This window comes from Reyranella sp. (assembly GCF_044224635.1).
Lineage (GTDB): Bacteria > Pseudomonadota > Alphaproteobacteria > Reyranellales > Reyranellaceae > Reyranella.
Window position 1 is genome coordinate 23,152 of record NZ_JBGAKA010000013.1, and the last position, 26,501, is coordinate 49,652.

The 26,501-nt window shown below is 68.0% G+C and carries 20 protein-coding genes and 1 pseudogene; 14 read left to right on the top strand and 7 right to left on the bottom strand.

What is annotated here, in order from left to right; all coding sequences use genetic code 11:
* The first annotated feature begins 179 nt into the window (after positions 1–179).
* The 7 genes from ACILR9_RS13930 (at position 180) to ACILR9_RS13960 (ending at position 8,782) form a co-directional block, all read left to right on the top strand.
* Positions 180–1,568, top strand: coding sequence for an LLM class flavin-dependent oxidoreductase (locus tag ACILR9_RS13930; RefSeq protein WP_395710534.1), 1,389 nt, complete (start codon positions 180–182; stop codon positions 1,566–1,568).
* Complete coding sequence (locus ACILR9_RS13935; protein ID WP_395710535.1) at positions 1,561–2,955, top strand: LLM class flavin-dependent oxidoreductase; 1,395 nt, start codon at positions 1,561–1,563, stop codon at positions 2,953–2,955. The genes ACILR9_RS13930 and ACILR9_RS13935 overlap by 8 nt, the downstream gene beginning before the upstream one ends.
* Positions 2,956–3,167: 212 nt before the next feature.
* Positions 3,168–4,808, top strand: coding sequence for an ABC transporter substrate-binding protein (locus tag ACILR9_RS13940; protein WP_395710536.1), 1,641 nt, complete (start codon positions 3,168–3,170; stop codon positions 4,806–4,808).
* Between the two features lie 126 nt (positions 4,809–4,934).
* Positions 4,935–5,912 carry an ABC transporter permease gene (locus ACILR9_RS13945; protein ID WP_395710537.1) on the top strand — a complete coding sequence of 326 codons (978 nt, stop codon included), beginning with the start codon at positions 4,935–4,937 and terminating at the stop codon, positions 5,910–5,912.
* Positions 5,896–6,822, top strand: a complete 927-nt coding sequence (locus tag ACILR9_RS13950) for an ABC transporter permease (protein WP_395710538.1) — start codon at positions 5,896–5,898, stop codon at positions 6,820–6,822. The genes ACILR9_RS13945 and ACILR9_RS13950 overlap by 17 nt, the downstream gene beginning before the upstream one ends.
* Positions 6,819–7,835: an ABC transporter ATP-binding protein gene (locus tag ACILR9_RS13955; RefSeq protein WP_395710539.1), complete on the top strand. Its 1,017-nt coding sequence runs from the start codon at positions 6,819–6,821 to the stop codon at positions 7,833–7,835. The genes ACILR9_RS13950 and ACILR9_RS13955 overlap by 4 nt, the downstream gene beginning before the upstream one ends.
* Positions 7,802–8,782: an ABC transporter ATP-binding protein gene (locus ACILR9_RS13960; protein ID WP_395710540.1), complete on the top strand. Its 981-nt coding sequence runs from the start codon at positions 7,802–7,804 to the stop codon at positions 8,780–8,782. The genes ACILR9_RS13955 and ACILR9_RS13960 overlap by 34 nt, the downstream gene beginning before the upstream one ends.
* A gap of 93 nt (positions 8,783–8,875) precedes the next feature.
* Here ACILR9_RS13960 and ACILR9_RS13965 read toward each other — a convergent pair whose 3' ends face one another.
* Positions 8,876–10,177 (bottom strand): lyase family protein, encoded by a 1,302-nt coding sequence (locus ACILR9_RS13965; protein ID WP_395710541.1) that lies wholly within the window; start codon positions 10,175–10,177, stop codon positions 8,876–8,878.
* A gap of 437 nt (positions 10,178–10,614) precedes the next feature.
* Between ACILR9_RS13965 and ACILR9_RS13970 the strand changes: the two genes are divergently transcribed.
* A complete protein-coding gene (locus ACILR9_RS13970) occupies positions 10,615–12,111 on the top strand; it encodes a class I adenylate-forming enzyme family protein (RefSeq protein WP_395710542.1) in 1,497 nt (498 codons plus the stop codon).
* Between the two features lie 67 nt (positions 12,112–12,178).
* Here the strand turns inward: ACILR9_RS13970 and ACILR9_RS13975 are convergent, their stop codons facing one another.
* Positions 12,179–13,435, bottom strand: a complete 1,257-nt coding sequence (locus ACILR9_RS13975) for a beta-ketoacyl-[acyl-carrier-protein] synthase family protein (protein ID WP_395710543.1) — start codon at positions 13,433–13,435, stop codon at positions 12,179–12,181.
* 104 nt (positions 13,436–13,539) lie between these two features.
* On the opposite strand from ACILR9_RS13975, the gene ACILR9_RS13980 reads away from it, so the two are divergent.
* Positions 13,540–14,982 carry a 4-hydroxyphenylacetate 3-hydroxylase N-terminal domain-containing protein gene (locus ACILR9_RS13980; protein ID WP_395710544.1) on the top strand — a complete coding sequence of 481 codons (1,443 nt, stop codon included), beginning with the start codon at positions 13,540–13,542 and terminating at the stop codon, positions 14,980–14,982.
* Here the strand turns inward: ACILR9_RS13980 and ACILR9_RS13985 are convergent.
* From ACILR9_RS13985 to ACILR9_RS13995, 3 genes are all read right to left on the bottom strand, one after another.
* The gene (locus tag ACILR9_RS13985) at positions 14,960–15,574 is read right to left on the bottom strand and encodes a TetR/AcrR family transcriptional regulator (protein ID WP_395710645.1); all 615 of its coding nucleotides are present in this window, start codon (positions 15,572–15,574) and stop codon (positions 14,960–14,962) included. The genes ACILR9_RS13980 and ACILR9_RS13985 overlap by 23 nt on opposite strands.
* A gap of 210 nt (positions 15,575–15,784) precedes the next feature.
* Positions 15,785–18,079, bottom strand: coding sequence for a hypothetical protein (locus ACILR9_RS13990; protein ID WP_395710545.1), 2,295 nt, complete (start codon positions 18,077–18,079; stop codon positions 15,785–15,787).
* Positions 18,066–19,301 (bottom strand): DUF3142 domain-containing protein, encoded by a 1,236-nt coding sequence (locus ACILR9_RS13995; protein WP_395710546.1) that lies wholly within the window; start codon positions 19,299–19,301, stop codon positions 18,066–18,068. The genes ACILR9_RS13990 and ACILR9_RS13995 overlap by 14 nt, the downstream gene beginning before the upstream one ends.
* A 247-nt stretch (positions 19,302–19,548) precedes the next feature.
* Between ACILR9_RS13995 and ACILR9_RS14000 the strand changes: the two genes are divergently transcribed.
* The 3 genes from ACILR9_RS14000 (at position 19,549) to ACILR9_RS14010 (ending at position 22,660) form a co-directional block, all read left to right on the top strand.
* On the top strand, positions 19,549–20,766 hold the full coding sequence (locus tag ACILR9_RS14000) for an LLM class flavin-dependent oxidoreductase (RefSeq protein WP_395710547.1): 1,218 nt from the start codon (positions 19,549–19,551) through the stop codon (positions 20,764–20,766).
* Positions 20,767–20,832: 66 nt separating this feature from the next.
* Positions 20,833–21,369, top strand: a complete 537-nt coding sequence (locus ACILR9_RS14005) for a ribonuclease HI (RefSeq protein ID WP_395710548.1) — start codon at positions 20,833–20,835, stop codon at positions 21,367–21,369.
* Between the two features lie 169 nt (positions 21,370–21,538).
* Positions 21,539–22,660, top strand: a complete 1,122-nt coding sequence (locus tag ACILR9_RS14010) for an amidohydrolase family protein (RefSeq protein WP_395710549.1) — start codon at positions 21,539–21,541, stop codon at positions 22,658–22,660.
* Positions 22,661–22,853: 193 nt separating this feature from the next.
* Here the strand turns inward: ACILR9_RS14010 and ACILR9_RS14015 are convergent, their stop codons facing one another.
* Positions 22,854–24,506 (bottom strand): FAD-dependent monooxygenase, encoded by a 1,653-nt coding sequence (locus ACILR9_RS14015; RefSeq protein ID WP_395710550.1) that lies wholly within the window; start codon positions 24,504–24,506, stop codon positions 22,854–22,856.
* Between the two features lie 114 nt (positions 24,507–24,620).
* Here ACILR9_RS14015 and ACILR9_RS14020 point away from each other — a divergent pair, with 114 nt between their 5' ends.
* Both ACILR9_RS14020 and ACILR9_RS14025 read left to right on the top strand, forming a co-directional pair.
* A complete protein-coding gene (locus ACILR9_RS14020) occupies positions 24,621–25,100 on the top strand; it encodes a flavin reductase family protein (protein ID WP_395710551.1) in 480 nt (159 codons plus the stop codon).
* Positions 25,101–25,143: 43 nt separating this feature from the next.
* Positions 25,144–25,482, top strand: a pseudogene (locus ACILR9_RS14025) (tripartite tricarboxylate transporter substrate-binding protein); the annotation flags it as partial.
* A gap of 72 nt (positions 25,483–25,554) precedes the next feature.
* Here ACILR9_RS14025 and ACILR9_RS14030 read toward each other — a convergent pair.
* Positions 25,555–26,472: an NAD(P)/FAD-dependent oxidoreductase gene (locus tag ACILR9_RS14030; protein WP_395710552.1), complete on the bottom strand. Its 918-nt coding sequence runs from the start codon at positions 26,470–26,472 to the stop codon at positions 25,555–25,557.
* Positions 26,473–26,501 lie beyond the last annotated feature (29 nt).

Here is a 26,501-nt window from a genome sequence, read left to right on the forward strand (position 1 = left end):
GTCCGCGTCTTCGCGGACGGAGGGGTCATGAGCAACCCTCCTGTGCCCTTGACCCCTCCGTCGCCGTATGACGGCGACACCTCCCCAACTTCGTTGGGGAGGGAGATGATAGTCCCCTCGCCTTGCCTTTCGGCATGCGAGTTGCCTAAGCTTCCGTCAGATCCAATGACGGTGAGTCCATGGCGATTGCCAAGCGTCAGTTGCGCTTTGGCGCCTTCTTCAGTGTTCCCGGTTGCCATCCGACGGGATGGCGCCATCCCGATGCGATCTGCGAGACGGACCTCGACATGCGGCTGCTCGCCGAGATGGCGCGCATGGCCGAGCACGGCAAGCTCGACTGCATGTTCTTCCAGGACAGTGTCGCGATTCCGGGCAGCACTGCCGTTTATGGCGCCAAACCGTTCCGGGTGAAGAACGGCCGCCAGGCGCACATCGAGCCGATGAGCGCCATCGCGGCCCTGGCCGCCGTCACCAGCCGCATCGGCCTCGTGTCGACCTGCACGACCTCCTACAACGAGCCATACAACGTCGCGCGGCGCTTCCTCACCATCGACCACATCAGCGGCGGCCGCGCCGGCTGGAACCTGGTGACCTCGCAGGCCGAGGACGAAGCCGTCAATTTCGGCCGCGACGCCCATTTCGAGCACGGCGTGCGCTACGACCGCGCTGCTGAGTTCCACGACGTCGTGATCGGCCTGTGGGACAGCTGGGAGGACGACGCCTTCCTGCGCGACAAGGAAAGCGGCGTCTGGTTCGACTACGACAAGATGCACATCCTGCGGCACAAGGGTAAGCACTTCACGGTGCGCGGGCCGCTCAACGTCGCGCGCTCGCCGCAGGGCCGGCCGGTGGTGGCGCAGGCCGGATCGTCCGACGTCGGCATGGAGCTCGCCGCGCGCACCGCCGAGATGGTCTTCACCGCCCAGACGACGATCAAGGAAGGCCAGGCCTTCTGTAACGAGATGCGCTCGCGCATGGACAAGTACGATCGCGGGCCCGACCACATCCGCATCTTCCCCGGCATCATGCCGATCGTCGGCCGCACCGAGTCCGAGGCGCAGGAGAGGTACGAGGAGCTGCGCGGCATGGTCGATGACGGCGTCGGCATCGCCGGCGTCGCACGCCTGGCCGGCGGCGTCGACATCTTCGCCTGCGACCCCGACGGCCCGCTGCCCGAGCTGAAGCCCAGCAACGCGGCACGCGCTCGCCAGGAGATGATCATCGCCATGGGCAAGCGCGGCATGACCATCCGCCAGATCGGCCGCGTGCTCGCCATGAGCCAAGCCCATCGCGTGCTGTACGGCACGCCCAAGTCGCTGGCCGACGACATGCAGGCCTGGCTCGAGGCCGGCGCCTGCGATGGCTTCAATCTCCTGTTCCCGCACTATCCCAAGCCGCTCGAGGAGTGGGTCACGCTGGTCATCCCCGAGCTGCAGCGCCGGGGCATCTTCCGCACCGAGTACGAGGGCAAGACGTTCCGCGAGAATCTCGGCGTGCCGATTCCCGAGAACATCCACGTCAAGAACCGCAGCAGCGTCCAGGTCAGCGCGGCGGCGTCCAATGACTAGCCCGAATTTCTCAAAGGGGCGCCAGCTCCGTCTCGGCGGCTTCTTCAGCGTGCCGGGCAATCATCTGGCGGGCTGGCGCCATCCCGACGCGCTGGTCACTGCCGACATGGATTTCCAGCTCTACGCCCACATCACCCAGGTCGCCGAGGCGGCCAAGTTCGACACCATCTTCTTCCAGGACACGGTCGGCGTGTCCGGCAGCCGCGCCCTGGCGCGCGGCGAGCGCACCCGGGCCAAGCTTTCGCGCACGGTCAAGCTCGAGCCGACGGCGACGCTCGCGGCCCTTGCAATGGTGACCAGCCGCATCGGCCTCGTGGCGACGGCGACCACGACCTACAACGAGCCCTACAATATCGCCCGCCGCTTCGCCTCGATCGATCACATCAGCGGCGGCCGCGCCGGCTGGAACCTGGTGACCTCGCAGATCGAGGACGAGTCGGAGAACTTCGGCTTCGACGAGCACATGGCGCACGCCGACCGCTACGAGCGCGCCGCCGAGTTCTACGAGGTCGTGACCGGCCTGTGGGACAGCTGGGAGGATGGCGGCCTGCTGCGCGACAAGCAGAGCGGCGTCTACATGGACCGCGACAAGGTCCATTTTCTCGATCACGTCGGCAAGCACTTCAAGGTCAAGGGGCCGCTCAACATCACGCGCTCGCCACAGGGTTGGCCGGTGATCGCGCAGGCCGGATCGTCGGAGGCCGGGCGCGAGCTCGCCGCCCGTACCGCCGACGTGGTGTTCACCGCCCAGACCAGGATCGACGAGGCCAAGGCGTTCTACGCCGACATCAAGAAGCGTGCGGCACGCTACGGCCGGGGGCCGGACGACATCAAGATCATGCCCGGCCTCACGCCGGTGCTCGGCCACACGATGAGCGAGGCGCGCGAGGCGTACGAGTACCTGCAATCGCTGATGCCCGATGACGTCGCGCTGCAGTCGCTGTCGCACATCTCGGGCGGGCTCGATCTTTCCAGGTACCCGCTCGACGGGCCGTTGCCCGAGCTGCCGCCCAGCAACGCCGCCAAGGCGCGCCAGGCACTGGTGGTGAAGACGGCGCGCGAGAACAACATGACCTTGCGCCAGATCGCCCGTCACACAGCGGCCGGCACCGGCCATCGCGTGCTGGTCGGCACGCCCGAGTACATGGCCGATGAGATGCAGGCCTGGCTCGAGGAGGAGGCGGCCGACGGGTTCAACGTCGTGTGCAACCACTATCCCAAGCCGTTCGAGGATTTCTGCCGCCTGGTCGTGCCCGAGCTGCAGCGGCGCGGCGTGTTCCGCACCGACTACGAAGGCACCACGCTCAGGGAAAATCTGGGCTTACGCGTACCGGAGAACCGATACACGCGCGAGGCGCGCCTCGCCAAAATCAAGGAGGCGTCATGAACAAGCTTTTTGGCTGGCCGGGAGCGCGCCACTCCGTTCATTCTCCTCCCCAGCATCGCTGGGGAGGTGTCCGCGTAATCGCGGACGGAGGGGTCATGAGCCATGAGACTCATGACCCCTCCGTCGCCGCAAGACGGCGACACCTCTTCAGCGAAGCTGGGAAGGAGAATGAACGGAGTGGCGCGCTCCCGGCGAAGAGGATACTGGCGGCTGTGATCGCCGGGCTCGCCGTCCTGTCGGCCGCGACGACAGCCATGGCCCAGGGCCCGACCGAGAAGGTCCGCAAGATCAACCTCTATACCTGGCCGCAGGCGGCGCTGCCGCAGCACTACCAGGCGGCGCAGCTGATCGCCCAGCAATGGCGCCAGCTCGGGCTCGACGTCGAGGTCAAGCCATTGCAACGCCAGCAGCAGACCCAGCTCATCTGGTTCAGCCGCGACAAATGGGACACCACCACGTGGCGCATGGTCGGCCGGCCCGAGCGCAGCGATCCCGACGAGTTTCTCTACAGCCTGTACCATTCGAGCTATGCCGAGAAAGGCTACAACTTCATCGGCTACAACAACCCGGAGTACGACAAGCTGGCGGAGAAGCAGCGCACCCAGCTCGATCCCGAGGAGCGACGCAAGACCGCCTATGCCATGCAGCAGATCATCAACCGTGATCAGCCGCAGGCATTCCTCGTCCATCCGAAGTATCCGCTGGCCTTCAACAAGGCGGTGTTCAAGGAGGATACGGTCGTCAACCAGAGCGGCATCGGCATCCGCAACGTCTGGACCTTCATGAAGATCGAGCCGCTGGGCGCACAGAAGGACCTGATCATCAACAGCAACGAGGTGATCAACGCCACCAACCCGCTCTATATCGGCGGCGCGGTCGACAGCTGGGTCACCGACCTGATCTGGGACCGCATCATGCGCATCGGGCCGGACGGCCTGCCGCAGCCGTGGGCGGCCGAGACCGTCAACTGGGTCGACGACAAGACCGTCGAGATCAAGCTGCGCGCCGGCATGAAATGGCACGACGGCAAGCCGGTGACGATCGACGACGTGGTCTTCTCCTTCCAGACGCCGGCCGGCTCCAAGGCACCGATGTACAAGCCGTTCGTCACCGACATCGTCGAGATGGAGAAGGTGGGCGAGCTCGGCCTGCGCTTCAAGCTGAAGCAGCCCAACACCACCTTCCTCGCCGCCTCGCTGGCCAAGATCAACCTCATTCCCAAGCACATCTGGGAGCCGGTGCTGAAGGACCTCGAGGGCAAGCCGGAGACGGCCGAGCAGCTCAAGGAGGTCTCCAAGATCGGTTCCGGCCCGTTCAAGCTCGTTCGCTGGTTGCCGACCGAGGAAATCCTGACCGAGCGCAACGCCGAGCATTTCTCGGCGCCCAAGATCGAGCGCTGGATCATGCGCATCGTTCCGAATGCCGAGGCAACGCTCGGCATGCTGAAGCGCGGCGAGCTCAATTTCCTCGGCATGTTCAACGGCGACCCCGAGGTGCTGGTCAAGTTCGCCAAGGAAAATCCGGATATCGCCATCAGGAGCGAGGTCGATATCGGCTTCGAGTACGTCGCCTTCAACAACCGCCGCCCGCCGTTCGACGACGTCGCCTTCCGCCGTGCCCTGTCGGTCGCCATCGACCGCCGCCTGATGGTGTCGGCGGCCTGGCAGGACTACGCGATCCCGGCCAACAGCCACGTCTCGCCGGTGCTGAAATTCTGGCACGACCCATCGGTCGACACTTTCAAGACCGGCCTCGCCGACGCCAGGAAGATCCTGCAGGACGCCGGCTACCGAGTCGTCGCCGGCAAGCTCTACTACCCGGTCGGCAAGTCGGAAAAGCTGACGACGGAATAAGATGCAAGACGTGCTGTCATCCCGAGCGCAGCGAGGGACCTTTACGGATCCCCAAAGATCCCTCGCTTGCGGCGCTTGCGGAGCAAGCGCCTTTCTCGGGATGACAGAGTGCGGGTGCGCGCTCCCATGAAGCTCGTCCTCGAGCGCTTCGCCCACAACGCGCTGGCGCTGCTTGCCGTCACCACGATCCTGTTCTTCATGTTCCGGCTGATGCCGGGCACGCCGCTCGCCGCCTTCATCAACGAGAACCTGAACGCCGACCAGCAGCAGGCGATGCTCGAGCAGTTCGGGCTCGATAAGCCGATGTGGATGCAATACCTCATCTATCTCGGCAACCTGCTGACCGGCGAGATGGGCCTGTCGTTCTTCCAGCGCCGGCCGGTGACGACCATCCTGCTCGAGGTGCTGCCCAACTCGATCGTGCTGACGCTGACCTCGCTGATCATCGCCTACATCTTCGGCGTGCTGGCCGGCGCCTGGCTGGCCTGGCGGCGCGGCACCTGGATCGAGCGCGTGGCGGTGCCGGCCGTGCTGGCCACCCGCGCCGCGCCGGAATTCTGGATCGGCATGGTGCTGCTCGCGCTCCTGTCGTTCAACGCCGGCTGGTTTCCCTCGGGCGGCGCCAGCAGCCCCGGTCTTGCCTACAACAGCATCTGGGAGCGCATGCTGTCGTGGGACTACCTGCACCATCTCGCCCTGCCCATGCTCACCCTCGCTTTGTACCTGCAGGGCCTGCCACTCCTGCTGATGCGCTCCAACATGCTCGAGGTGATGCACGAGGAGTTCGTCACCATGGCGCGCATGAAGGGCCTCTCCGAATGGCGCATCGTCATCGGCCATGCCGCGCGCAATGCGCTGCTGCCGGTTGTCACCGCCTTCGCGCTGGGCGTCGGCCTGTCGATGGGCGGCAACGTCGTGATCGAGACGGTGTTCAGCTGGCCGGGCATCGGCAGGCTGCTCGTGCAAGCCGTGTCGGTGCACGACTACCCGCTGGCCCAGGGCGCCTTCCTGATGATCGCCCTGGTGCTGGCGATGATGAACTTCGTCGCCGATCTCCTCTACATGGTGCTGGATCCACGGGTGAGCCATGGTCGACGCGCCTGAGACCAGCGTGGTCGTGCCGCGGCACCGCGGCCGCGGGCAGTCGATCCTGCCCGTGCTGCGCCGCATGGCGGCGATGCCGCTCAAGGATCCGTTCGCCTTCGCCGGCCTGCTGATCTACCTGCTGTTCGCCGTGGTGGCGCTGCTGGCCGACCAGCTGGCGCCGGTCGATCCGCTGGAGATCCTGTTCACCCAGGCCGGCAAGGTCGCCGCCAACCTGGGCCCGAGCGGCGAGTTCCCGCTGGGCACGACCAATCTCGGACGCGACATCTATGCCCAGCTGGTGCACGGCACGAGGAGCGCGCTCGCCGTCGGCCTGTCGGCCGCGGTGATCGTCGCCACGGTCGGCACCGTGGTCGGCCTGCTGGCCGGCTATTTCGGCGGCGCGACCGATGCGGTGCTGATGCGCATCGCCGACATGGCGCTGTCGCTGCCCTTCCTGCCGTTCGTCATCGTGCTCACCGGCTTCCTCGGCGCCAGCACGTCGAACATCGTGCTCGCCGTGGCGCTGCTCTTGTGGCCCAATTCGGCGCGCGTGATCAGGAGCCAGGTCCTGAGCCTGCGCGAGCGCGCCTATGTCGAGGCCGCCCGCGTCACCGGGGCGAGCCACCGCCGCATCCTGTTCGTGCACATCGCCCCCAACATCCTGCCGCTCAGCTTCGTCTATGCCGCCATCGCCATCGGCTGGGCGATCATCACCGAGGCCAGCGTCAACTTCCTGGGCTTCGGCGATCCGACCAGCGTGTCGTGGGGCATGATGCTGCAGGACGCCTTCACCTCGCAGGCGCTGTCGCGCGGCCAGTACGCCTGGTTCGTGCCGCCCGGCATCTGCATCATCCTGGTGGTGGTCGCCGGCTTCTTCATCAGCCGCGGCTACGAGGAGGTCTTCATGCCCAGGCTGCGCGGCCGATGATCCTCGAGGTCGACGGCTTGCAGATACACTATCGCACCGCCGGCGGCACGGTGCGCGCCGTCGACGGCGCATCCTTCGCCATCCCCGAGGGCCGCATCGTTGGCCTGGTGGGCGAATCGGGCTGCGGCAAGACGACGGCGGTGCGCGCCATCATGGGCGTGCTGGCCGAGAACGGCCGGCGCGCCGGCGGCCGCGTGACCTTCAAGGGCAAGCCGATCGACGAGGCGACGACGAAGCCGCTGCTGTGGCGCGACATCGCCTACGTACCGCAATCGGCAATGAGCTCGCTCGATCCGGTCTATACCGTGGGCTCCCAGATCGTCGAGGTGCTGACCAAGCGCGGGCGCTACGGCAAGGCCGCGGCGCGCATCAGGGCGGCCGAGCTGTTCAACCTGGTGGGCTTGAGCGAAAGCCGGCTCGGCGACTATCCGCACCAGTTCTCCGGCGGCATGCGCCAGCGCGCCGCCATCGCCATGGCGCTGGCGCTGGAGCCCAGCCTGCTGCTGGCCGACGAGCCGGTGACCGCCCTCGACGTCATCGTGCAGCGCCAGATCCTCGACACGCTGCGCGCCCTGCAGCAGCGGCTGAAGCTCTCCATGGTGCTGGTCACGCACGACATCAGCGTCGTCGCCTATCTCTGCGACGAGGTCGTCGTGATGTATGCCGGCCAGGTGATCGAGAGCGGGCCGGTGCGCGAGGTGCTGGGCCAACCGCGCCATCCCTACACGATGGGCCTGCGCAACGCCTTCCCCGACCTGATGTCGGACGCGCTCGATCTGGTGCCGATCGCCGGCAGCCCACCCGATCTCGGCGACCCGCCGTCGGGCTGCCGTTTCACCCCCCGCTGCCCGTTCGCGCTTGCCAGCTGCAGCACGCAGCCGGCCTCCATCGGAGCCGGAAGCAACCAGGCACACGTCTCGGCCTGCCTGCGCGACGGCGAAGCCGATCACCTTCGCACCTCCGCCCTGGACCCCGTGACATGGCAGCGCTCGTCAGCGTACGCGACGTCGTAAAGCACTTCCCGGTTGCGCGCTCGCTCGGCGAGGTGGTGCGTGGCGAGCGGCCGGTCGTGCGCGCCCTCGACGGCGTCAGCTTCGAGGTCGGCGCCGGCGACGCGGTGGCGATCGTGGGCGAATCTGGCTGCGGCAAGACCACGCTCGGCCGGCTGATGCTGAAGCTGGTCGAGCCGACCACCGGGTCGATCACCTTCGACGGCTCGGGGCTGGGCGGCTTGAAGGGCCCGGCGCTCAGCGAGTTCCGGCGCCAGGCGCAGCTCGTGTTCCAGAACCCGTTCGATGCCCTGAACCCGCGCTTCACCATCTACCGCGCGGTCGCCGAGCCGCTGGTCAATGCCGGCATCCCCGAGGCCGAGCATGCCGACCGCATCGCCGCCGCCTTTCGCCGCGTCCACCTGCCCGACCTGGATCGCTATCTCGACAAGTACCCGCACCAGCTGAGCGGCGGGCAGCTGCAGCGCGTCGTGCTGGCGCGCGCTCTGGTGCTGGCGCCGCGCTTCCTGGTCGCCGACGAGCCGGTGTCGATGCTCGATGTCAGCGTGCGCGCCGGCATCCTCGCCCTGATGCGCGAGGTGCGCGACGACATGGGGCTGACCGCCATCTACATCTCGCACGATCTCGCGCTGGTGCGGTACCTCTGCGATCGAACACTGGTGATGTATCTCGGGACCATCGTCGAGGACGGCTCGACCGAGGAGATCGTGCGGCGGCCGCGCCATCCCTACACCCAGGCGCTGGTCGCCGCCGTGCCGGTGCCCGATCCCGACCAGTCTCGCGCGCCCCTGCCGATCAAGGGCAACGTCCCGGACGCCCGCGAGCCGCCGTCGGGCTGCCGCTTCCGCGACCGCTGCCCGCATGCCTTCGCCCGCTGCAGCGACGAGCCACCACTGCTGCGCGCCATCGCCGACGGTCATCGGGCGGCGTGCCATCTGGAGATGGGCTAAGTCTTCGCTGGGACCGCGCCACTCCAGTGGCGTCCACGGGATTTATGGTCGACGAGAAGAGCGCCCTCGGAGTGGCGCGGTCCCGGCGTATGATCACCGCTTCCTGATATCTGCCAGCAGGCGATCGACGAACTTCGGCGACAGGCCGAGCATCGCTTTTTCGTCGGCGAGCTCGCGCTCGAGCTGACCCAGCGCCGCGACGAACGAGCCGCCCTTGGACAGGGCCGCCTCGACGATCTTGCCGGCCTGTTCCTTGCCCATCTTCTCGGCCAGCAGGAAGGTCGCGCGCTCGGCCAGGACAGCACCATTGGTCGCCGCCAGGCTGGCGGCCAGACGATCGACGTCGATCACCAGGCCGGGCGCCACCTCGGCCATCGCCTCGACCGCCGAGCCCATCGACTCCACGAGTGCAGCCAGCGTCGGCCATTCCGCCTGCCAGCCGCCCAACGCGCGCTCATGCTCCTGCGGCAGGCCGGCGACGATCGTGGCGGCAAGCTGCGGCGCCCGGCTCGCCGCGGTGAGCACCGTGCCGGCGCCGACCGGGTTGCGCTTGTGCGGCATCGTCGACGAGCCGCCACGGCCGGCACCCGTCGGCTCGCTCGCCTCCGCGACCTCGAACTGCATCATGAGCGCGATGTCGCGCGCCGCCTTGCCCAGCGCACCGACCACCAGCGCCACATCCTGCGCAAAGGCCGCGACCCTGACGCGCTGGGCAAACCACGGCGCCGGCGGCAACGCGAGGCCAAGGCGACTCGCCAGCAGTTTCATCACGGGCTCGGCCTTCTCGCCCAGCGCCGAGAGCGAGCCGGACGCGCCGCCGAACTGCAGGATCTGGGTCTCGGCAAAGCTCTCTTCGAGCCGGCGCGTCGCGCGATCGATGTCGGAGGCCCAGCCGGCGATCTTCTGGCCGAGCGCCAGCGGCGTCGCCGGCTGCAGCAGCGTGCGGCCGAGCATCGGCGTGGCGCGATGCCGGCGCGCCAGCCCGGCCAGAGCCGTCACGATGCCGTGCAGGTCCTCGAGGAGCGGCGGCACGGCTTCGCCGAGCTGCAGCACCATCGCGGTGTCGATGAGATCCTGGCTGGTCGCCCCCCAATGCACGGACGCCGCCGCCCCGGCGTCGCGCTTGCGCACCTCGGCGGTCAGCGCCCGCACCACCGCCACGGTGAGCGTGAGATTGCGCCGCGCCGTCTCGGCGAGGGCGACCGGATCATAGAGGTCGGGATTGCAGGCCTGCTCGATCACCGCCAGATGCTTCTTCGGGATCAGCCTGGCGCGGGCGACCGCGACGGTCAGTGCCGCCTCGAAACGCAGCATATGGCGCAGCGTTGCCTGATCGGAAAACGCCTCTGCCGTTCTCGCCGCCGCGCCCAACGCATTGACCAATCGTCCCGCCATGCTGCTCCTCCCTCGCGTCTGCACTGTAGCGGCTCGATCGAATGCCCGTCATTCATCTGCTGATCTCGCGTCTCAGCGGGCACGACGATGCCGAGGACACCAGGCAGCTGGTCGAGGAGGCCGGACGCAAGGCCGGCGGCAGACCATTTCTGTAGCGCGCACGGGTCCGCACTGTAGGTGTGGAAGTTCGATTGCTCGACGGGCCCGTCCTGAACGGCGATCTCGCCTTAGAGCGCGGCGGAGATGCCGAAGATGGTGCCGCTTCGATCTGCGCCCATACCGTGTCGGATTGATCACCGCAGGCCGCTTTCTGACACCGACGAGATCACAACGGTCCCGGATGACAGCCACGCAAGGCGCGCGGTACAGATCGGAAAAAGGAGGAGACGATCCCGCCCGTCAATGTCGGTCGCCTGGTCGATCTGATCCGCGTCGTCGTGCGCCGCCAGCCTGACGCGCCGGCGATCGAGTTCGAGGGCGGTATGCAAACCTACCGCGAGACGTACGAGGCTGCGCTGCGTCTCGCCAGCGGGCTCCGCCAATCAGGCCTGCAGCCGGGCGATGCCGTCGGCATGCTGGCCGGCAATAGCCCTGCCTATCTCGAGATCTATCTCGCCTGCCAGCTTGCCGGGCTGGTGGCCGTCCCGCTCAACTACCGCTCGGTGCCGGACGACGTCGCCTATGTGCTGGGCAACTGCCGGGCGCGCGGTGCCTTCGTCGGCCTCGACTATCGCCACGTGATCGACGCCGCGCTGTCGCGCTTGCCGGCGTTGCGGCCCGAGGCGATCTTCGAGATCGGCGGCGCCCGCCATCTCGAGCTGCGCAATCACGGCGCCGCCGATGCCCTGCCCCCGGTAACCCCGCTCGCACCGGCCACCATCTTCTACACCTCGGGCACCACCGGCTTCCCCAAGGGCGCGATGATGAGCCATCTCAACGTGCTGGCGCGACTCACCTCGTGGGGCTGGGAGCTCGGGTTGAACGCGACCGACGTCGTGCTGGTCCCCGGGCCGGTGTTCCACATGTCGTTCTCGTCGATTGCGCTGATCACCCTTGCGGCCGGCGGCCGCGTCGTCCTGATGCGCGATTTCGAGCCGGCCAATGCACTTGCCCTGATGGGCCGCTTCGGCGTCACCTGGTTGTTCCTGGTGCCCAAGATGATCTCGATGCTGCTCGAGGCGATCGCGGCCGGCGGCGATCGCGGCGCCGGCCGGAGCCTGCGCGGCCTCCTGAGCTCGGGCTCGCCGCTCGCTGCCGACGTGCTGGACGCCCTGGTGCGCGCTTTCCCCAAGGCGCGCATCGCCGACGCCTATGGCTGGACCGAGACCGGCTGGGTGAGCCTCTGCCGCCACGACGAGCTTCTCGGCGGCAAGCGCTCGGTCGGCCGCGCCGCCTTCGGCTGCGAGCTCGCCGTGCTCGACGCCGACGGCCACGAGCTGCCGGCCGGCGAGGTCGGCGAGGTCCATGCCGCCAATCCGGTCACCTTCCTCGGGTATTTCGGCAATTCGGCTGCCACGGCGGCGACGCGCCGCGGCAAGTGGGAGACCGGCGGCGACATGGGCTACCTCGACGCCGACGGCCATCTCCATCTTGTCGATCGCAAGAACGACATGATCCTGAGCGGCGGCGAGAACATCTATCCGGCCGAGATCGAGCGCGTGCTGGCCGAGCATCCACAAGTTCTCGAGGTCACCGTGGTCGGCGTGCCCGACGATCGATGGGGCGAGTCGCCTCGCGCCTGCGTCGTGCTTCAGCCGGGCGCCAGCGCCACGCCGCAGGAGCTGCTGGCGTTCTGCGACGGACGCATCGCGCGCTACAAGATGCCGCGCTCGGTCGACTTCCTCGACGCGCTGCCGCGCAACGCCATGGGCAAGGTGCTGCGCCGCGAGCTGCGCGAGCGCTACTGGCAGGGTCACGCCGTACGAGTGCGGTAAAGCGGCCGATGCCAGTCGCTACCCGGTCGCGCCGAGCGGCACGACTCCGATACGAAAGAAGGTAACCTCAATCGCGCGTGACGATCAGCGAAGCGTTCTGACCGCCGAAGCCGAAGGCGTTCACCTGCAGGGTACCATAGCGCATCGGCTTGGGCTGCCCGACCACCACCTCGAACACCGCTTCGGGATCAGGCTGGTCGGTGTTGGCGATGTGAAGGAAGCGATCCTCGCGCATGCCGAGCAGGCCCGTGATCACGCCCATGGCGCCGGACGAAGCGCCGCTGTGACCGACATGACCCTTCACGCCGGCCACCGGTAACGCTGTACGGCGCTTGCCATGCACCCGGTTGATGGCGCGGATCTCGGCCGTATCGCCCTTCGGCGTTCCCGTCGCATGGGCGATCAGGGCATCGACGTCGTCCGCCGTCCTGCCGGCGTCCTCGAGCGCAAGCTCCATGGCGCGGGCCTCCCATTGGCCGCTCGGTTCGGGCGCCGACGGGTGGAAGGCATCGGCCAGCGTGCCGTAGCCGCGCACGTACCCCAGAATCTCCGCGCCGCGCGCGCGGGCATGCGCGCCGCGCTCCAGCATCAGCATAGCCGAGCCCTCGCCGACCACGATGCCCGAGCGCTTGACGTCGAACGGCAGCATGGCGCGGCGCGAATCGGACGACGGCGCCGTCATGCCGTAAAGCGTGCTGGTGTAGAACGTCGCCGGCACGAATGCCCCGTCGGCGCCGCCGCCGGCCAGGCTGATGCCGCCCTCGGTGCCGCCTGCCACGATCGCGTCGGCGCGGCCGCTCTCGATCAGCCATGCCGCCGTGCCGATGGCGTCGAGCGAGGAGGCGCAGGCCGTCGTCACGGTGAGGCTAGGCCCGTGCAGGCGATGGCGCATCGCGATCTGCGACGCTGCCATGTTGGGATAGATCTGGATCTCGGTCTTGCGTGGGATCGCCTGCGGCCCCTCCATCTCGAGGCGATGCTGTGCCTTCATGAGCGCGCGCGAGCCGCCGATGCTGGTGCCATGCACGATGCCGGTGCGCAGCGGATCGAAGGCCGCAACTCCTGCCTGTTGCAGCGCCTGCTCGGCGGCGGCGAGCGCGAACTGGGCGAACAGGTCGGTGCCGTCCTCGATCTTGTCGTCCATCCAGTCCCGCGGCACGAAGCCTGCCACGGTACCCCACCAGGCGCGCTGGCCGGGCAGCGCCGGCGACCACGGCGCCGGGCCAATGCCGCACGCTCCTTCCATGATGCGACGATGAAACTCGCCAACCGAAAGACCGATGGCGGAGATGATGCCCATGCCGGTGATGGCAACGTCGTGCATCGTCCTTCCTCCCATTGCCTCTCACCATAACAAGAGTTACGGTTTGCACCAAGACCGGCGGAACGCGCCATGCGCAGTGCGCCACATTGGTCCGGGAGGGCAGCATGGGTCTGAAGACACCGCAGCAATATGTCGAGAGCCTGCGCGACGGCCGCGTCACCTACTGGGACGGCGAGCGCATCGACGACATCACCACGCATCCGCGCTTCAAGGTGCCGATCGCGCTCACCGCAGCCGACTGCGAGTACGACGCGCCCGATCTGGGCGCCCTGCGCCGCTATCGCACCGAGGCCGGCGATGACGCGCATCGCATCTACCAGATCCCGATGAACGAGGGCGATCTCGCGACGCGCGTCGAGATGCTACGCAACACCTCGATCGGCACCGCGGTGTCGGGCGTCTACATGGCGCTGATGAGCGTCAAGGACGATGTCGCCCAGGTCAATCCGCAATGCGCCGCCAACATCGAGCGCATGTACCGCTACTGCCGCGACAACGATCTGCGCGCCGCCGAGGTGATCACCGACGCCAAGGGGGATCGCAAGCGCCGCGCCCACGAGCAGGACGATCCCGACCTCTATGTCCGCATCGTCGACCGCAACAAGGACGGCATCGTGGTGCGCGGCGCCAAGCTGCACATCACCGCCGCGTCGCTAGTGCACGAGCTGGTGGTCATGCCGACCAAGGGCATGCGCCAGGACGAGAAGGACTACGCCGTCTCGTTCTCGATCCCGGTCAACACCAAGGGCGTCAGCATCATCAACCGGAGCTTCGCACCGGCGGAGCTCAACGCCTTCGACTATCCGGCGAGCGCCCATCACAGCATGCCGGAAGGCTTCGTGGTGTTCGACGACGTGTTCGTGCCGTGGGATCGCGTGTTCCTGGCCGGCGAAGTGCAGCTCGCCAGCCGGCTCGCCCAGTCGCTCGGCCTGTGGGAACGCACCGGCGGCCTGATCGAGGCGGTGCGCATGTCGGAGCTGTTCGTCGGCCTGGCCCAGCTCGTGTCCGAGCACCAGGGCAAGGACAAGGACCCGACGGTGATGAACACCATCGCCGAGCTGATCACCTATGCCGAGATGCTGCGCATGAGCCTCGACTATGCCTGCCGGCATTACGAGCGCACGCCGTCAGGCATGGTTCATCCCAACATCCTGGCGATCAACGCCGCCAAGTACTACTACGCCGCCAACTATCACCAGACGGTGCGCCATCTGCACGATGTCAGCGGCGGCCTGGTGCTGACCCTGCCGCTCGAATCGGACCTGCGCCACGAGCCGTCGGGCAGCTACCTGCGCAAGTACCTGCACACCAAGAAGGACGTCGACGTCGAGACGCGCATGCGGGTCTACAACCTGATCCGCGACCTCACCGCCGATGCCTATGGCGGCTGGCAGTTCGTGGTGGCCCTGCAGGCCGGCGGCGGCCTGACGGCCCAGCGCATCATGATGCATCGCACCTACGATCTCGCGCGCGCCAAGGAGCGCGCGCTGATCGCCGCCGGCGCGCTGCCCCGCGGTGGCGACGCTACGCGGAAGGCCGCCGAGTAGCGCGCGGAAATGTGCGCGATGCACCGGCAAGCGCCGGCGCATCGCGGGTCAACAGGTCGAGGCTCTGGTCGAACAGGGCGCGATTGCCCTCGAGGCGGAAAGCGCCGATCAGCGCCACGTTGGCAGACAGCAGCAGATGCGCGCGCAGCGCCGCATCGGCTGGCGCGAAACCAAGCTCGGCGAACGCGTCAGTGAGATAGGCCAGCACCAGCTTCTCCGATGCCTTGACGCTCGCCATGGCGCGCCGGTCGGATGTCGCCCAGATACGCATGGCGCGATCGAGCTGGAAGATGGTGCTGTTGAGCGAGATCGCCGCCAGCCGGCGGATCCGTGACAGCGGCCCCGAGGCGCCGTTGGCGGCGCGCTCGAGGATGCGTTTGACGTCGCCGCGGCTGAAATGGCGCGCGAGGGCGTCGAGATAGGCCTCCATATCCTGGAAGTGGTGATAGAAGCTCCCCGTCGAGACATGCAGCCGCCGCGTCAGCGCCGACAGGCGCAGTCCCGCGATGCCGGCCTCACAGAGCACCGCCTGCCCCGCCGCGATCCAGTCGTCGCGGCCAAGCCGCGGCGCACGGCGCGCGGCGGGTTTCAGGAGAGTCTCCGATTCATTCCAGCGTCATACGGGACGATACGAAGCGGCAAAATCGGAATCATTCGGACCTTCCTCCTCAGCTTCGATGGGGAGGTGTCGCCGTCATACGGCGACGGAGGGCTCATAGGCCCCTCCCGTGATTCATGCCCCCTCCGTCCACGATTGCGCAGACACCTCCCCAAGCACAGCTTGGGGAGGAGAACTCGAGCGTCACCCCGCAGTCACGCGCCGGGCCCGCCGCACCCGAAGCAGCACCACCAGCAGCGCGGCAACCGCAATCACCGCGCCGGCGACGATGACGGGATGCCGCTTCACCGAACCGACCGTTTGCGAGGCCCAGGTCTCGACGCGGCGCTGCCAGAAGGTGCCGGCGGCGGCGAAGTCCGGCTCGGCGCACTCGCGGCCGAAGTTCTTGGTCCACGGCTGGTAGGCGCCGGTCGCCACATAGCGGCGATAGATCGCCTCGGCCTTGGCCGGATCGGCGCTGGCGAAGGCGTGCCGGGCGGCCCAGCACAGGGTGGCGGCATAAGCCTGCGAGCGTTGCGGCAGGTAGTCGGCCGCGGCCAGCGCCTGGTCGGCGGCGACGCCGCGATAATGGTAACGCGTCTCGGGCTTGGGCGCGCTCGCCTCGAAGCGGCGAACCTCGTCGGGCCCGAGCAGCTTGCTCGGCGTGTCGCGGTAGCCGTTCGGGCTCGCCTGGCCGATGCCAGACGGGAACGAGCCGCCCATCGAGGCCTCGTCGGGCGGCCCCTCCGTGCCCATCAGCTGCATGCCGCGCTGTCGGGTCAGGACGGACAGCTTGAACAGCGCTTCGGCTCGATCGACCCATTGCCACGGCCAGTCGAAGGGCCAGCCTGGACGCGTCGCCTCGACCGCCGCGAGATAAATGCGCGCTTCCTCCTGGGTGGCGTTGTCGTCGCTGCGCGGCCGATTGGACTCGCGATCCGCCGAGGTGTCGAAATAGGGTATCGCCTCGGCAATCCGCCCGACACGAATGAGCCGGCGGGCGAGCAGCTCGCGCAGCTGCGGGATCGGCTGCACGCGGTAACCCCATTCGGCGTCGTTCGGCGGCGGTGCCGGCCGCGCCGGCGGCAACGCGTCGACGAACGTCTTGAGCTCGTCGACGCTGAGGACGCGTTCGGCGATGTAGATGACGTCGCCCCAGTAGGTCGCGGCTGCCGGAAACAGCAGGGTGAGCGAGTCGCGATACTCGCCCTGGCTGATCTTCATGACGGCGGTTTCCCCGCGCAACCGGGTCTGCGTGTCTGGATCGATCGCCGGCTGGGCATTCGGCGGCTCGAGTGCGGCGAACGCGGCGACCCAATCCTTGATCGCCGCTGCCCGATCGTCTCGACGCAACGCCAGCTTCGCGCGGATCCATAAGCCGAGCGGCCCTGCGGCCTGCGCCGTGAGCTTCTCGGCGAGCTCGTAACGTCCGGTCTGGTAGGCGAGCGCGGCGAGGCGGTCGAGATCCGGCCCGGGTGGAGGCGCTGGCTGGGCGACGACCGCCGCGCCGATGCTGACGACCGACTCGCTGTCGTTGCCGTAAGGCCCTTCGTCCCAGATAGTCGCGCCGTCGCGTGCAAGCACGTAGGCAACCAGCAGGCGACGGATCAGCGGATCGGCAGCGGCGCGCTTCAGCTCGGTTTCATCCTTGAGCAACAACCGCACCACTTCCCGCAACGACAGCAGGGCCATCTTCGAGCCGCGGTTGGCCTGCTCGGCGTAGAGCCGAACGGCATCCGCGATCATCCTCTGCCGGGCGGCCTCATCGGCGGTCAGCGGCGGAATGGCCCATTCGGGTTTCGACAGGCCGGCCTCGACGAGGTCGACCAGCGCTTCCTCGCCGAGACTGGCGACGGCGAGGCCCTGCGGATCGGGCGCTCCCGCTTCGGCGAGGCGGCGCGTTGCCTGGAAGGCGGCGCGCGCCTTCGCGAACTCACCCAGTCGCTGGTGGATCCTGCCCTGCATATAGGCGGAAGCGACCTCGCGAAGGCGCCGCTGATCGACCGGAAGGCGGTCGATCGCCTCGAACCAGCGCAGCGCGTCCTCGAAGTTGAAGGCGCGGAACTCGACGGCGCCGGCGATGTAGTCGAGCACGGCCTCCGGCAGCCCCCGGCCGGCCACCAGCACCGCCTCGCCGTCGTCGGCGCGGCGGGCCGCCTCGAGCTTTGCCAAGCGCGCCTGGACATCGAGGTTGGCGTCGGTCATCAGCCCCTGCCAGGCATCGGACTCCGCTTCGGCACGCTCCGACGTGATGACCTCCGGCGCCGTCCTGTCGTCGTAGCCCCAGGTCGGATCGTGCGGCTCGACGAGCTGCAGCCTGTCCTTGGGCGCGGCCACCAGACGTGAGGCCTCGAAATTGAAACCGAGACCGACCGGATCGGCGACGGTCTGGTCGCGGTTGTCGAGCAACTGCCAGGGAAAGTTCGGCCCGCAGGCGAGCGCCACGCTCACGCAGGCGGCGGCCAGCAGGGCGCCGACGACGATCTTATTCGATGACATCCAGTTCGCTCCGAGGCTGGGTGCAACGAGCCCAACCGATGACACGCGTGCGATGAGCGCGCAGGCGTCCTCCGCCTGCCGCTTCGAGGATCAGGGACCGGTCGCCGCTCGCGCCGGCCGTCCTGAGCCGGAACCCGTTGGCGCCGTCCGCCAGCGAACAGGCCTTGTCGAGCCGGACCTGGCGCGGCAGCAGCGCATCGGTCGCCCCGTCATTGGACAAGGCGACGGACCAGAGGTCGGCTCGTTCGGTCGGCACAAGCGAGGCGCCGATTTGGCGCGGTGGCAATGCGCCGCCGATCACCGCCCGCCAGGTCGCGAGGCTCCAGGCGCGCCGATCGGCATCGGTCGGCAGCCGGAACCAGGCGATGCCGACCAGCCCCTGCGGCGCAGCAACCGAGAGCCGGTTCAGGAAGCGCAGGATGGTCTCCGGCGCGGCCCCCAGCACGGCGCCATCACGCGCGCCGTTCAACAAGGGCGCCTCGCCCTCGACGCTCGCCAGACGGCCGTCGGAGTGCCAGCTCACGCGGACGTCATAGACCGGCAGGGCGACCCGGAACGGCCGACCCATGCGGCGACCGAATTCCCGGATCCAGCCCTCGGCGCGCGCCGGATCGAACAGGCCGCGCCGGGGGTCCTCGACGGCATGAACCTGCAGGACGATCTCGTCCACCGGCGGCGCAAGGGATTCCAGAGCACGGGAATTGAGCCAGGTCGGCAACGCCGTGATCGACAGCGCCAGCGGGCGCGGCAACCGGCTGCGCAGCCCGGCCAGTAAGCGCGCATAGGTCGCAAGCTTGGCGGTCGGGCAATCGTAGTCGATCTCCAGGCCGGTAAGGGCATTTCCCGACCCGGCCGCCGCCGCGGCACCTGAGGCCGTCGCGACCCTGGCCACGATCTGGTCGACCAGCGCGCCGATCCGCGCCTCGTCGAGCCGGCCGTCGATTCGGACCACGGCCACGACCGGCCGCCCGGCGCCCGCGAGGTCTTTCCAGGGCACGGCGACATCGGCCCAGCGGCCCGACCGGTCGGCCTCGGCCAGCAGCACGCGCCAGGCGCGCACGAGATCGGCCGAGCCCCGGACGGCGGCAATCACCGGCGGCGTCCAGGCGCGCTGCCAGATATAGGCGTCGTGGGCAAGCGGCTCGGTGGTGGTCCGAAGCTGCGGCGTCGATCCCGACAATCCGACGACACCCAGCAGCAGCAGCGCGGTCAGCAACCGCATGACGTCTTCCTTCGGCACCGGACCGACGACAATTCTCGCCACAACAGCGGCGTGGCGATGACCGATAGTGACAAAAATCGCGGCGTCTCGCGAGGGTCATGGTCATGCGGACCGCGGGCGTCTCGCCCATGAGCGGGCGTGGCGCCCGCGGTCCGGGAGACCGTGACCCTCGCAGCGAAATCTGGTTCCTCCACGTCATTGCAATGGGGCGATTTGCGGGCATGCTGGCCTGCAGGAGGATTGGCCCATGAAGTTCGGCATTTTCTACGAGCTGCAGCTGCCGCGGCCCTGGAAGGCGGGGGACGAGCATCGGCTCTACCAGAATGCCCTGGAGCAGATCGAGCTGGCCGACCGGCTGGGCTACGACCATGCTTGGCAGGTCGAGCACCACTTCCTCGAGGAATATTCCCATTCGCCGGCGCCGGAGTCCTTCCTGGCGGCCGCCAGCCAGCGAACCAGGCAGATCCGGCTCGGCCACGGCATCGTCCAGCTCACCACCAACCATCCGGCCCGGGTCGCCGAGCGCATTGCGACCCTCGACCTGCTGTCGAACGGCCGCTGCGAGATGGGCATGGGCGAGAGCGCCTCGATCACCGAGCTCGAGCCGTTCGGCGTCGCGATGGAGAGCAAGCGCGAGATTTTCGAGGAGGCGGTGCGGGCGATCATCCCGATGTTCGGCGACGCACCGACCGAGCACCAGGGCAAGTATTTCAACATGCCGCTGCGCCAGGTGGTGCCGAAGCCGCTGCAGAAGCCGCACCCGCCGCTGTGGGTCGCCTGCTCGCAGCTCGAGACGCTGGCCAAGTGCGGCGAATGGGGCATGGGGGCGCTGGGCTTCCAGTTCGTCTCGGCCGACGCCGCGCACGCCTGGGTGCACGCCTACTACAACGCCTTCGTGAAGCGGCAGAAGAAGCTCGCCGACTACCGGACCAACCCGAACATCGCCCTGGTCTCCTTCTTCATGTGCGCCAAGACCGACGAGGAGGCGCGCGAGCGAGCCGACGGCGACACTTTCTTCCAGTTCTCGCTGCGCTTCTACGGCCAGTCGGCGGGCCGCCGACGCCCGCCCGCCAGCACCGTCAACATGTGGGACGAGTACAACAAGTGGAAGAAGGCCAACCCGGACCTTCACGCCGCGGCGCTGCGCGGCGGCCTGATCGGCTCGCCCGAAACCATCCGCCGCAAGCTGCGCCGCTTCCAGTCGTCGAACATCGACCAGGTGGTGCTGCTGAACCAGGCCGGCAAGAACACCCACGAGCACATCTGTGAATCGCTCGAATTGTTCGCCAAGGAAGTCATGCCCGAGTTCCAGGAGGCGCATCCCAAGCTCCTGAAATGGAAGGAGCAGGTTCTCAATCGCGAGATCGGGCTCGAGGAGATCGACACGACGGCCTTCAACGACCGCTATGGGGGAGCGATGAAGCAGATGGGCCCGGACGCCGCCGAGGCGCAGGCGGCCGAGTAGCGCCGGCCCGCTCTGGGACGACAAGCCTCTTGTTATCCCCAGGCGCAGCGAGGGACCTTTCGCGCCATGTTGGTGACGGTATTCTCCGATGCCTCATGGTGTCCAAAGACGAGGGCCGGCGGCTGGGGTGCGTGGGCCAAGAGCGAACGCGTGCAATGGGGTGTCCAGTTCTCCGGGGCGTTCCGCCGAATGGCGAACGGCAGCAATGAAGCAGAGATCATGGCGGCGGCCTGTGCGCTCGCGAGCACCCTCCGGTCGGAGGTCGCAGCGATGGGCGACACGATCCTCTTCGAGATCGACAACGAGCATGCCTTGCGCCTGGTGACGCATGACGCGCCGACGGGGCGCCTGCCGCGCACGGACCTGGAGAAGGAAGCCATCGAGGTGCTTCTCACCCTGAAGAGCCGGCATGAGCTGATTTTCAAGACCAGGCACGTGAAGGGCCATAGTGGCCGGGAGCGCCGCGACCGGTTCGGCGTGAACGAGCTGTGCGACCGCCTGGCCCGAAAGCACATGCTGGAGGCCCGGCAACGAGCCTACGATCAGCGGCTGATCGAGAACGGCTCGCCGTCGCTCAGGCCTCGCCGCAAGCGCAAGAAGTGACGTCGCGAGAGCGAACCGCCTTCCTCGACCACTTTCTCGCGGAGGCACGACGCTCCCTCTGCACGGCGAACCGCGGCGCGACTGAGCGGGACGAAAACTGTTGTCATCCCTGGCGTCGCGAGGGACCCTTGCCGACAGGCGCAAGTCGAAGACGCCCGACGGAGGGAACATGAGCCGCAGCTACGACGTCATCGATGCCGACGGACATGTGCTGGAGCCCTTCACGCTCTGGGACGACTACATGGACCCGGCCTATCGCGCCCGCGCGCCCAAACTGGTCCGGGACGAGAACGGTCGCGAGAAGCTGTTGCTCGAGGACAAGCTGCTGGGCAGCAAGGCCGGCTTCGGCGGCATCGGCGGCGTCGGCGCCCGCCAGGGCGTCGTCCAGGCCAACGCGATGGATTACAAGGACGGCCGCAAGGGTGGCTTCGATCCGCACGCGCGCATTCCCGACATGGACCTTGACGGTATCGACGCCGCCTTCCTCTATCCCAGCCTGGGATTGTTCGCGGGCTCGGTCGCCGATCCCGCCTTTGCCGCCGCAATGTGCCGGGCCTACAATCGATGGCTCGCCGACTACTGCAAGCCCTATCCCGACCGGCTGTTCGGCATCGCCATGCTGCCGCTGCAGTCGATCGACGCGGCGATCGGGGAGATGCGGTTCGCCCGCAAGGAGCTGGGCTTCCGCGGCGGCTTCCTGCGGCCCAATCCCTACGCCGACCGCCTGTTGCACTCGCCCGACTACGAACCATTCTGGCGCGAGGCCGAGGAGCTCGACTTCTGCATCGGCCTGCACGAAGGCGGCAACAGCGGCATGCCGACGGTCGGCGTCGACCGCTTCGACGGCCGCGGCGCCCAGCACATCATCTCCCACACGATGGAGATGATGCTCGCCGCCATGAGCATGATCTGGGGCGGCGTCTGCGAGCGCCATCCCAGGCTGCGCGTCGCCTTCCTCGAATCGGGTGGCGGCTGGATCGCGCCGTGGCTCGACCGCATGGACCGCCATTTCGACGACCAGGGCTTCAACGACTCCGGCCTGAAGAATCGGCCGAGCGACATCTTCCGGCGCAACTGCTGGATCTCCTTCGAACCGGTGGAGGGCTCGATCGGAGCCCTCGCCGAGTATATCGGCCCGGACAAGATCCTGTGGGCGACCGACTATCCCCACCGCGACGGCTTCTTCCCCGGCGCCCCCGACATGATCCGCGAGCGCATGAAGGGCCTGTCGCCCGAGTCGCAGCACAAGGTGATGGCAGGCGGCGCCATGAAGTTCTACGGGTTGAACTGACGCAAACGGCCTCGCGAGGTGCCACTCGACCACCGTAGCCGAAGAGGGAACCCGCTCGCGGAAACTCGCTCTGCTCGCCGACGACGGCGATTCCGGCTTCGGTGGCGATCCGGCAGATTTCGTCCATCAGGGTGCTCAGGCGGAGAGCGCTTGAGCGACAGGCGACGCAAGCCAACAGGACAATCTTCCAAAGTCAGCCGGCGCTGGCCTCGACAGGTCTTGCGTGCCGCATGTTCGCTTCCGCCGCCCAACCCGTGGCAAGCGTGGCGAGCCCTGTTGGATCGTGTGGCGCCGCATCGCCACGCCAGACGATGTGCAGGTCGGGCCGCAGCAGGAACAGGCTGGCGCCGTAGACGCCGCGCACGCGCGGCTCGTCGCGACGGATGACCTCGAGCGGCGCGCCGCGCGCGCGAAAGGCAGCCTCCAGTGCGGCGGTATCGGCGTCGCCTTTCAGATCGAGCAGCGTGTAGTCGTCGCCCAGGATGTCCTGCATCGCCCGGCCGTCGGCCAGCCACATGTGCGGGATGCGCGCGCCGGGCACCGCCTTGGGATCGTAGCGGCTGACCTCCCACTCGGCCGTGTTGCCGGGCTCGTCGGCGATCAGCGGCGAGCCGGCGTAGGAGTAGCCCGCCTCCACGCCCACCATGCCGTGCATGCGCCGATGCCCGATCTCGAACAACCCGCCGAGCCGCGCGCGCAACGCCGCGCCTTCCGGGGTGTCGTCCCAGGCCTCGCGCGTCAGCTGGCTGCGCCAGATCGGCACGCCGGCGGCGGCCCACCCGGCGGCGTCGACATTGCGCCGCCCGATCGGCCGGCGCTCTCGCTCGTAGCCGTCCAGCAGGCCCGGCCCGCCCCAGCCCCGGATCGTGCCGGCGAGCTTCCAGGACAGATCGAAGGCGTCGCCGACGCCGGTATTCATGCCGAGGCCGCCGCTCGGGATCACCAGGTGGATGGCATCGCCGGCCAGGAACACGCGCCGGTCGCGATAGTGCTCGGCCAGCAGCAGATTGTGATGCCAGCGGATGACGTGCGTGATCTCGCAGGTGAAGGGGAAGCCGACCAGCCGCTCGATCACCGGTCGAAAATCAGTCTCGGCTGGCAGCGAGCTGTGCAGGGTGAACTCGGTACGGCAGCCCTGGGCGATCAGGGTCGTGCTATCGATATCAACAAAATTGTAGTGCCGCCCGCGCCCGGTGACGATCTTCCCATAGAGATCAGGGGAGCGGAAGATCACCTGCACCAGGGCGCGAATGCGGCCCTGCCCCTCGAGCTTGATGCCGGCCTTCTTGCGCACCGTGCTCGTGCCGCCATCGCAGCCGACGAGATATTTTGCCTGCAACTTCTCGCGCGTCCCATCGACGGTCGAGGCCTCGATCGTGACGCCTGAATCATCCTGGGTAAAGTCCTCCAGAGCGCAGCCGTAACGCACGGTGATGTTGGGCGTGCCCTCCGCCACCTCTTTCAACAGCGGCTCGAGCTTGTTCTGCGAGACGAGCTGATACGGTTCGAGCAGGAAAGCACCGTTGGGACTCTCGGCGATCTGCTGGCGGCGTTCGCCGACCGACGGGTATTTCAGCACCGCGATCGGCGGCTCGCTGAGCCGGCGGGTGAGAAAGACGTCCATCGGGTTGTCGGCCGGATAGCCAAGCGCCCGCACCCGGTCGGCAATGCCGAGGCGGCGGTAGAACTCCATGGTGCGCGCGTTCGAGCGATCCATCTTCGGGTAGGGCAGCGTCGTCGGGCTGCGTTCGATCAGCAGGCAGCGCACGCCGCGCCGGCCAAGGTCGATGGCCAGGGTGAGACCGACCGGGCCGGCGCCGACAACGATCACGTCGTAGGTGGGCAATGGTGTTTCCTCGTGTTGCGCGACTGTAGCATGTCATCCGTTCATTCGGACCGCAGGCGCCTGCCGGTCCAGGCGGCTTCGTTTTTGCTATGGTAGATTGCAAAGGAGTACCGCATGACCGACGAAATCGACGCAAAGACCTTCTGGAAAGCGCAGGGATGCCGCGCCATCGGCGTGGCCATCGTGACGGCGAAGGGGGTGGACGGGCCGGCCGGATTTCTTGCCCTGTCGGCCACGCATTTCTCGGCCAGCCCACCCATGATGATGGTATCGATCGGTCTCACGACCTCAGCCCTGGCCGCAGTTCGGCACGGCAATCATTTCGCCATCAACTACGTGCCCAAGGGGGCGGAGGCGATGGTCAAGGAGTTCGGCGGCGGCGGCTCCCTGAAAGGCGCTGACAGGTTCCTGCCCGGCGCCTGGGCCGAGCTGAAGACCGGTGCACCGACCCTCGTCGACTCCGTCGGCGTGATCGATTGCCGGCTCGACGAGTTGATCGAGCGACACGGCACCATCATCGCGCTGGGTCGCGTGGTGGCCTTCACGGCCTCGACCAAGGACCCGCTGATCAGCTTCCGCGGCGGCTATATCTGAACAAGGAAGCCGCAAGCAACCCCATGCCTGCCCCCTCTGTCGCGTGCCGGCCGGACACGCATCAACGCCATCTCGATGGGCCGCCTGCAGAAGACCCGCCAGACCACGAGCGCGCGGCCGGAGTATCTCAACGAGCCGGGCGAGACCTGCGGCGACCCTGCTATACACGACCGGTGGGCACACGACCAACGCGGTGTTGATGCGTCGAATACCCTACGACCCTGTCGAGGGCTTCACCGCCATCACCGTGCTCACGCGCTCGCAGGGCTTCCGCTTGATCGTGGCCGGCGAGTCGCGCTTCAAGACCATGGACCGGTTCCTGGCCGCGGCGCGTGCCGAGCCCGGAAAAGTCACCTACGGCGCGCCGGGCATCGGCAACACCACGCACGTCGGTGGCGGGACGACAAAGGCTTTGTCATCCCGAGCGCACGAGGGATCATTGCTCAGCGAGTGCTCACTCCCGACAGCGCTCGGCGGCGATCTCGGCGGCGCTGGTTGCCTCGGCGACCGCGTGAGTGAGGCGGCCGCCGTAGCCGGCGCGGACGGCGCCGATCGCGAACACGCCGGGCAGCGCGGTTTCGAAGGAAGCATCGGTGACGACGAAGCCGGCCGCATCGCGCGCGACGTGCGATCCCAGCAGGCCGACATTCGGCGCAAGCCCGACAAACACGAACAGGCCGCTGCAGGCGATCACCTCCTCGGCACCAGCCTCGCGGTCGCGCACGCGCACGGCCTCGACGCCGCTCTCGCCCAGCACCTCGACGATCTCGCTCGCCCAGCGCAGGCGGAAGCGCTCGTCATCGGCGATGCGCGATACGTAATGCTGCCGGGCGCGGAACATCTCGCCGCGAGTCACGATCGTCACGGCGCGCGCATATTGGCCGAGATGGATCGCCTCGGAGAGTGCCGCATCGCCGCCGCCTGCGACCACGACCTCGGCATCGCGGTAGAGGCCGCCGTCGCACCAGGCGCACTGCGACACGCCGCGTCCGGCAAGCCGCTCGGCCCCCGGCACGTCGAGGGTGCGCAGCTGGGCGCCGGTGGCGACGATCACCTGACGCGCCTGCCACGTGCCGTCGGGCCCGCTCAACGTCTTGACCGCGCGCCCCTCGATCCGATCGATGGCTGACGGAACCAGGGTGACGCCGAGCTCCTCGTTGCGGCTGAACAGGCCTGCCGCCAGGTCCGCGCCGCCGATCGGACCGGCCGACGGCCAGCCATCGAGCGCGCCCACGTTCAGCACCAGCCCGCCTGTCATACCGAGCTCGACGAAATGCGCCACCGAAGCTCCCGCGAGTGCGGCATGATGGGCCGCCGTCAGGCCCGCGATTCCGCCGCCGATCACGGCAATGTCGAAGCTCGTTCCTGTCACGCCAAGGCACTCCCTCTGCACGTCCATCT

Coding starts and splice junctions, on each gene's coding strand:
- ACILR9_RS13945 (WP_395710537.1), top strand. CDS start 4,935: ATGAAGCTCGTCCTCGAGCGCTTCGCCCACAACGCGCTGGCGCTGCTT.
- ACILR9_RS13930 (WP_395710534.1), top strand. CDS start 180: ATGGCGATTGCCAAGCGTCAGTTGCGCTTTGGCGCCTTCTTCAGTGTT.
- ACILR9_RS14000 (WP_395710547.1), top strand. CDS start 19,549: ATGAAGTTCGGCATTTTCTACGAGCTGCAGCTGCCGCGGCCCTGGAAG.
- ACILR9_RS13995 (WP_395710546.1), bottom strand. CDS start 19,301: ATGCGGTTGCTGACCGCGCTGCTGCTGCTGGGTGTCGTCGGATTGTCG.
- ACILR9_RS13990 (WP_395710545.1), bottom strand. CDS start 18,079: ATGTCATCGAATAAGATCGTCGTCGGCGCCCTGCTGGCCGCCGCCTGC.
- ACILR9_RS13935 (WP_395710535.1), top strand. CDS start 1,561: ATGACTAGCCCGAATTTCTCAAAGGGGCGCCAGCTCCGTCTCGGCGGC.
- ACILR9_RS13960 (WP_395710540.1), top strand. CDS start 7,802: ATGGCAGCGCTCGTCAGCGTACGCGACGTCGTAAAGCACTTCCCGGTT.
- ACILR9_RS14020 (WP_395710551.1), top strand. CDS start 24,621: ATGACCGACGAAATCGACGCAAAGACCTTCTGGAAAGCGCAGGGATGC.
- ACILR9_RS13955 (WP_395710539.1), top strand. CDS start 6,819: ATGATCCTCGAGGTCGACGGCTTGCAGATACACTATCGCACCGCCGGC.
- ACILR9_RS14005 (WP_395710548.1), top strand. CDS start 20,833: ATGTTGGTGACGGTATTCTCCGATGCCTCATGGTGTCCAAAGACGAGG.
- ACILR9_RS13965 (WP_395710541.1), bottom strand. CDS start 10,177: ATGGCGGGACGATTGGTCAATGCGTTGGGCGCGGCGGCGAGAACGGCA.
- ACILR9_RS13950 (WP_395710538.1), top strand. CDS start 5,896: ATGGTCGACGCGCCTGAGACCAGCGTGGTCGTGCCGCGGCACCGCGGC.
- ACILR9_RS13980 (WP_395710544.1), top strand. CDS start 13,540: ATGGGTCTGAAGACACCGCAGCAATATGTCGAGAGCCTGCGCGACGGC.
- ACILR9_RS13975 (WP_395710543.1), bottom strand. CDS start 13,435: ATGCACGACGTTGCCATCACCGGCATGGGCATCATCTCCGCCATCGGT.
- ACILR9_RS14010 (WP_395710549.1), top strand. CDS start 21,539: ATGAGCCGCAGCTACGACGTCATCGATGCCGACGGACATGTGCTGGAG.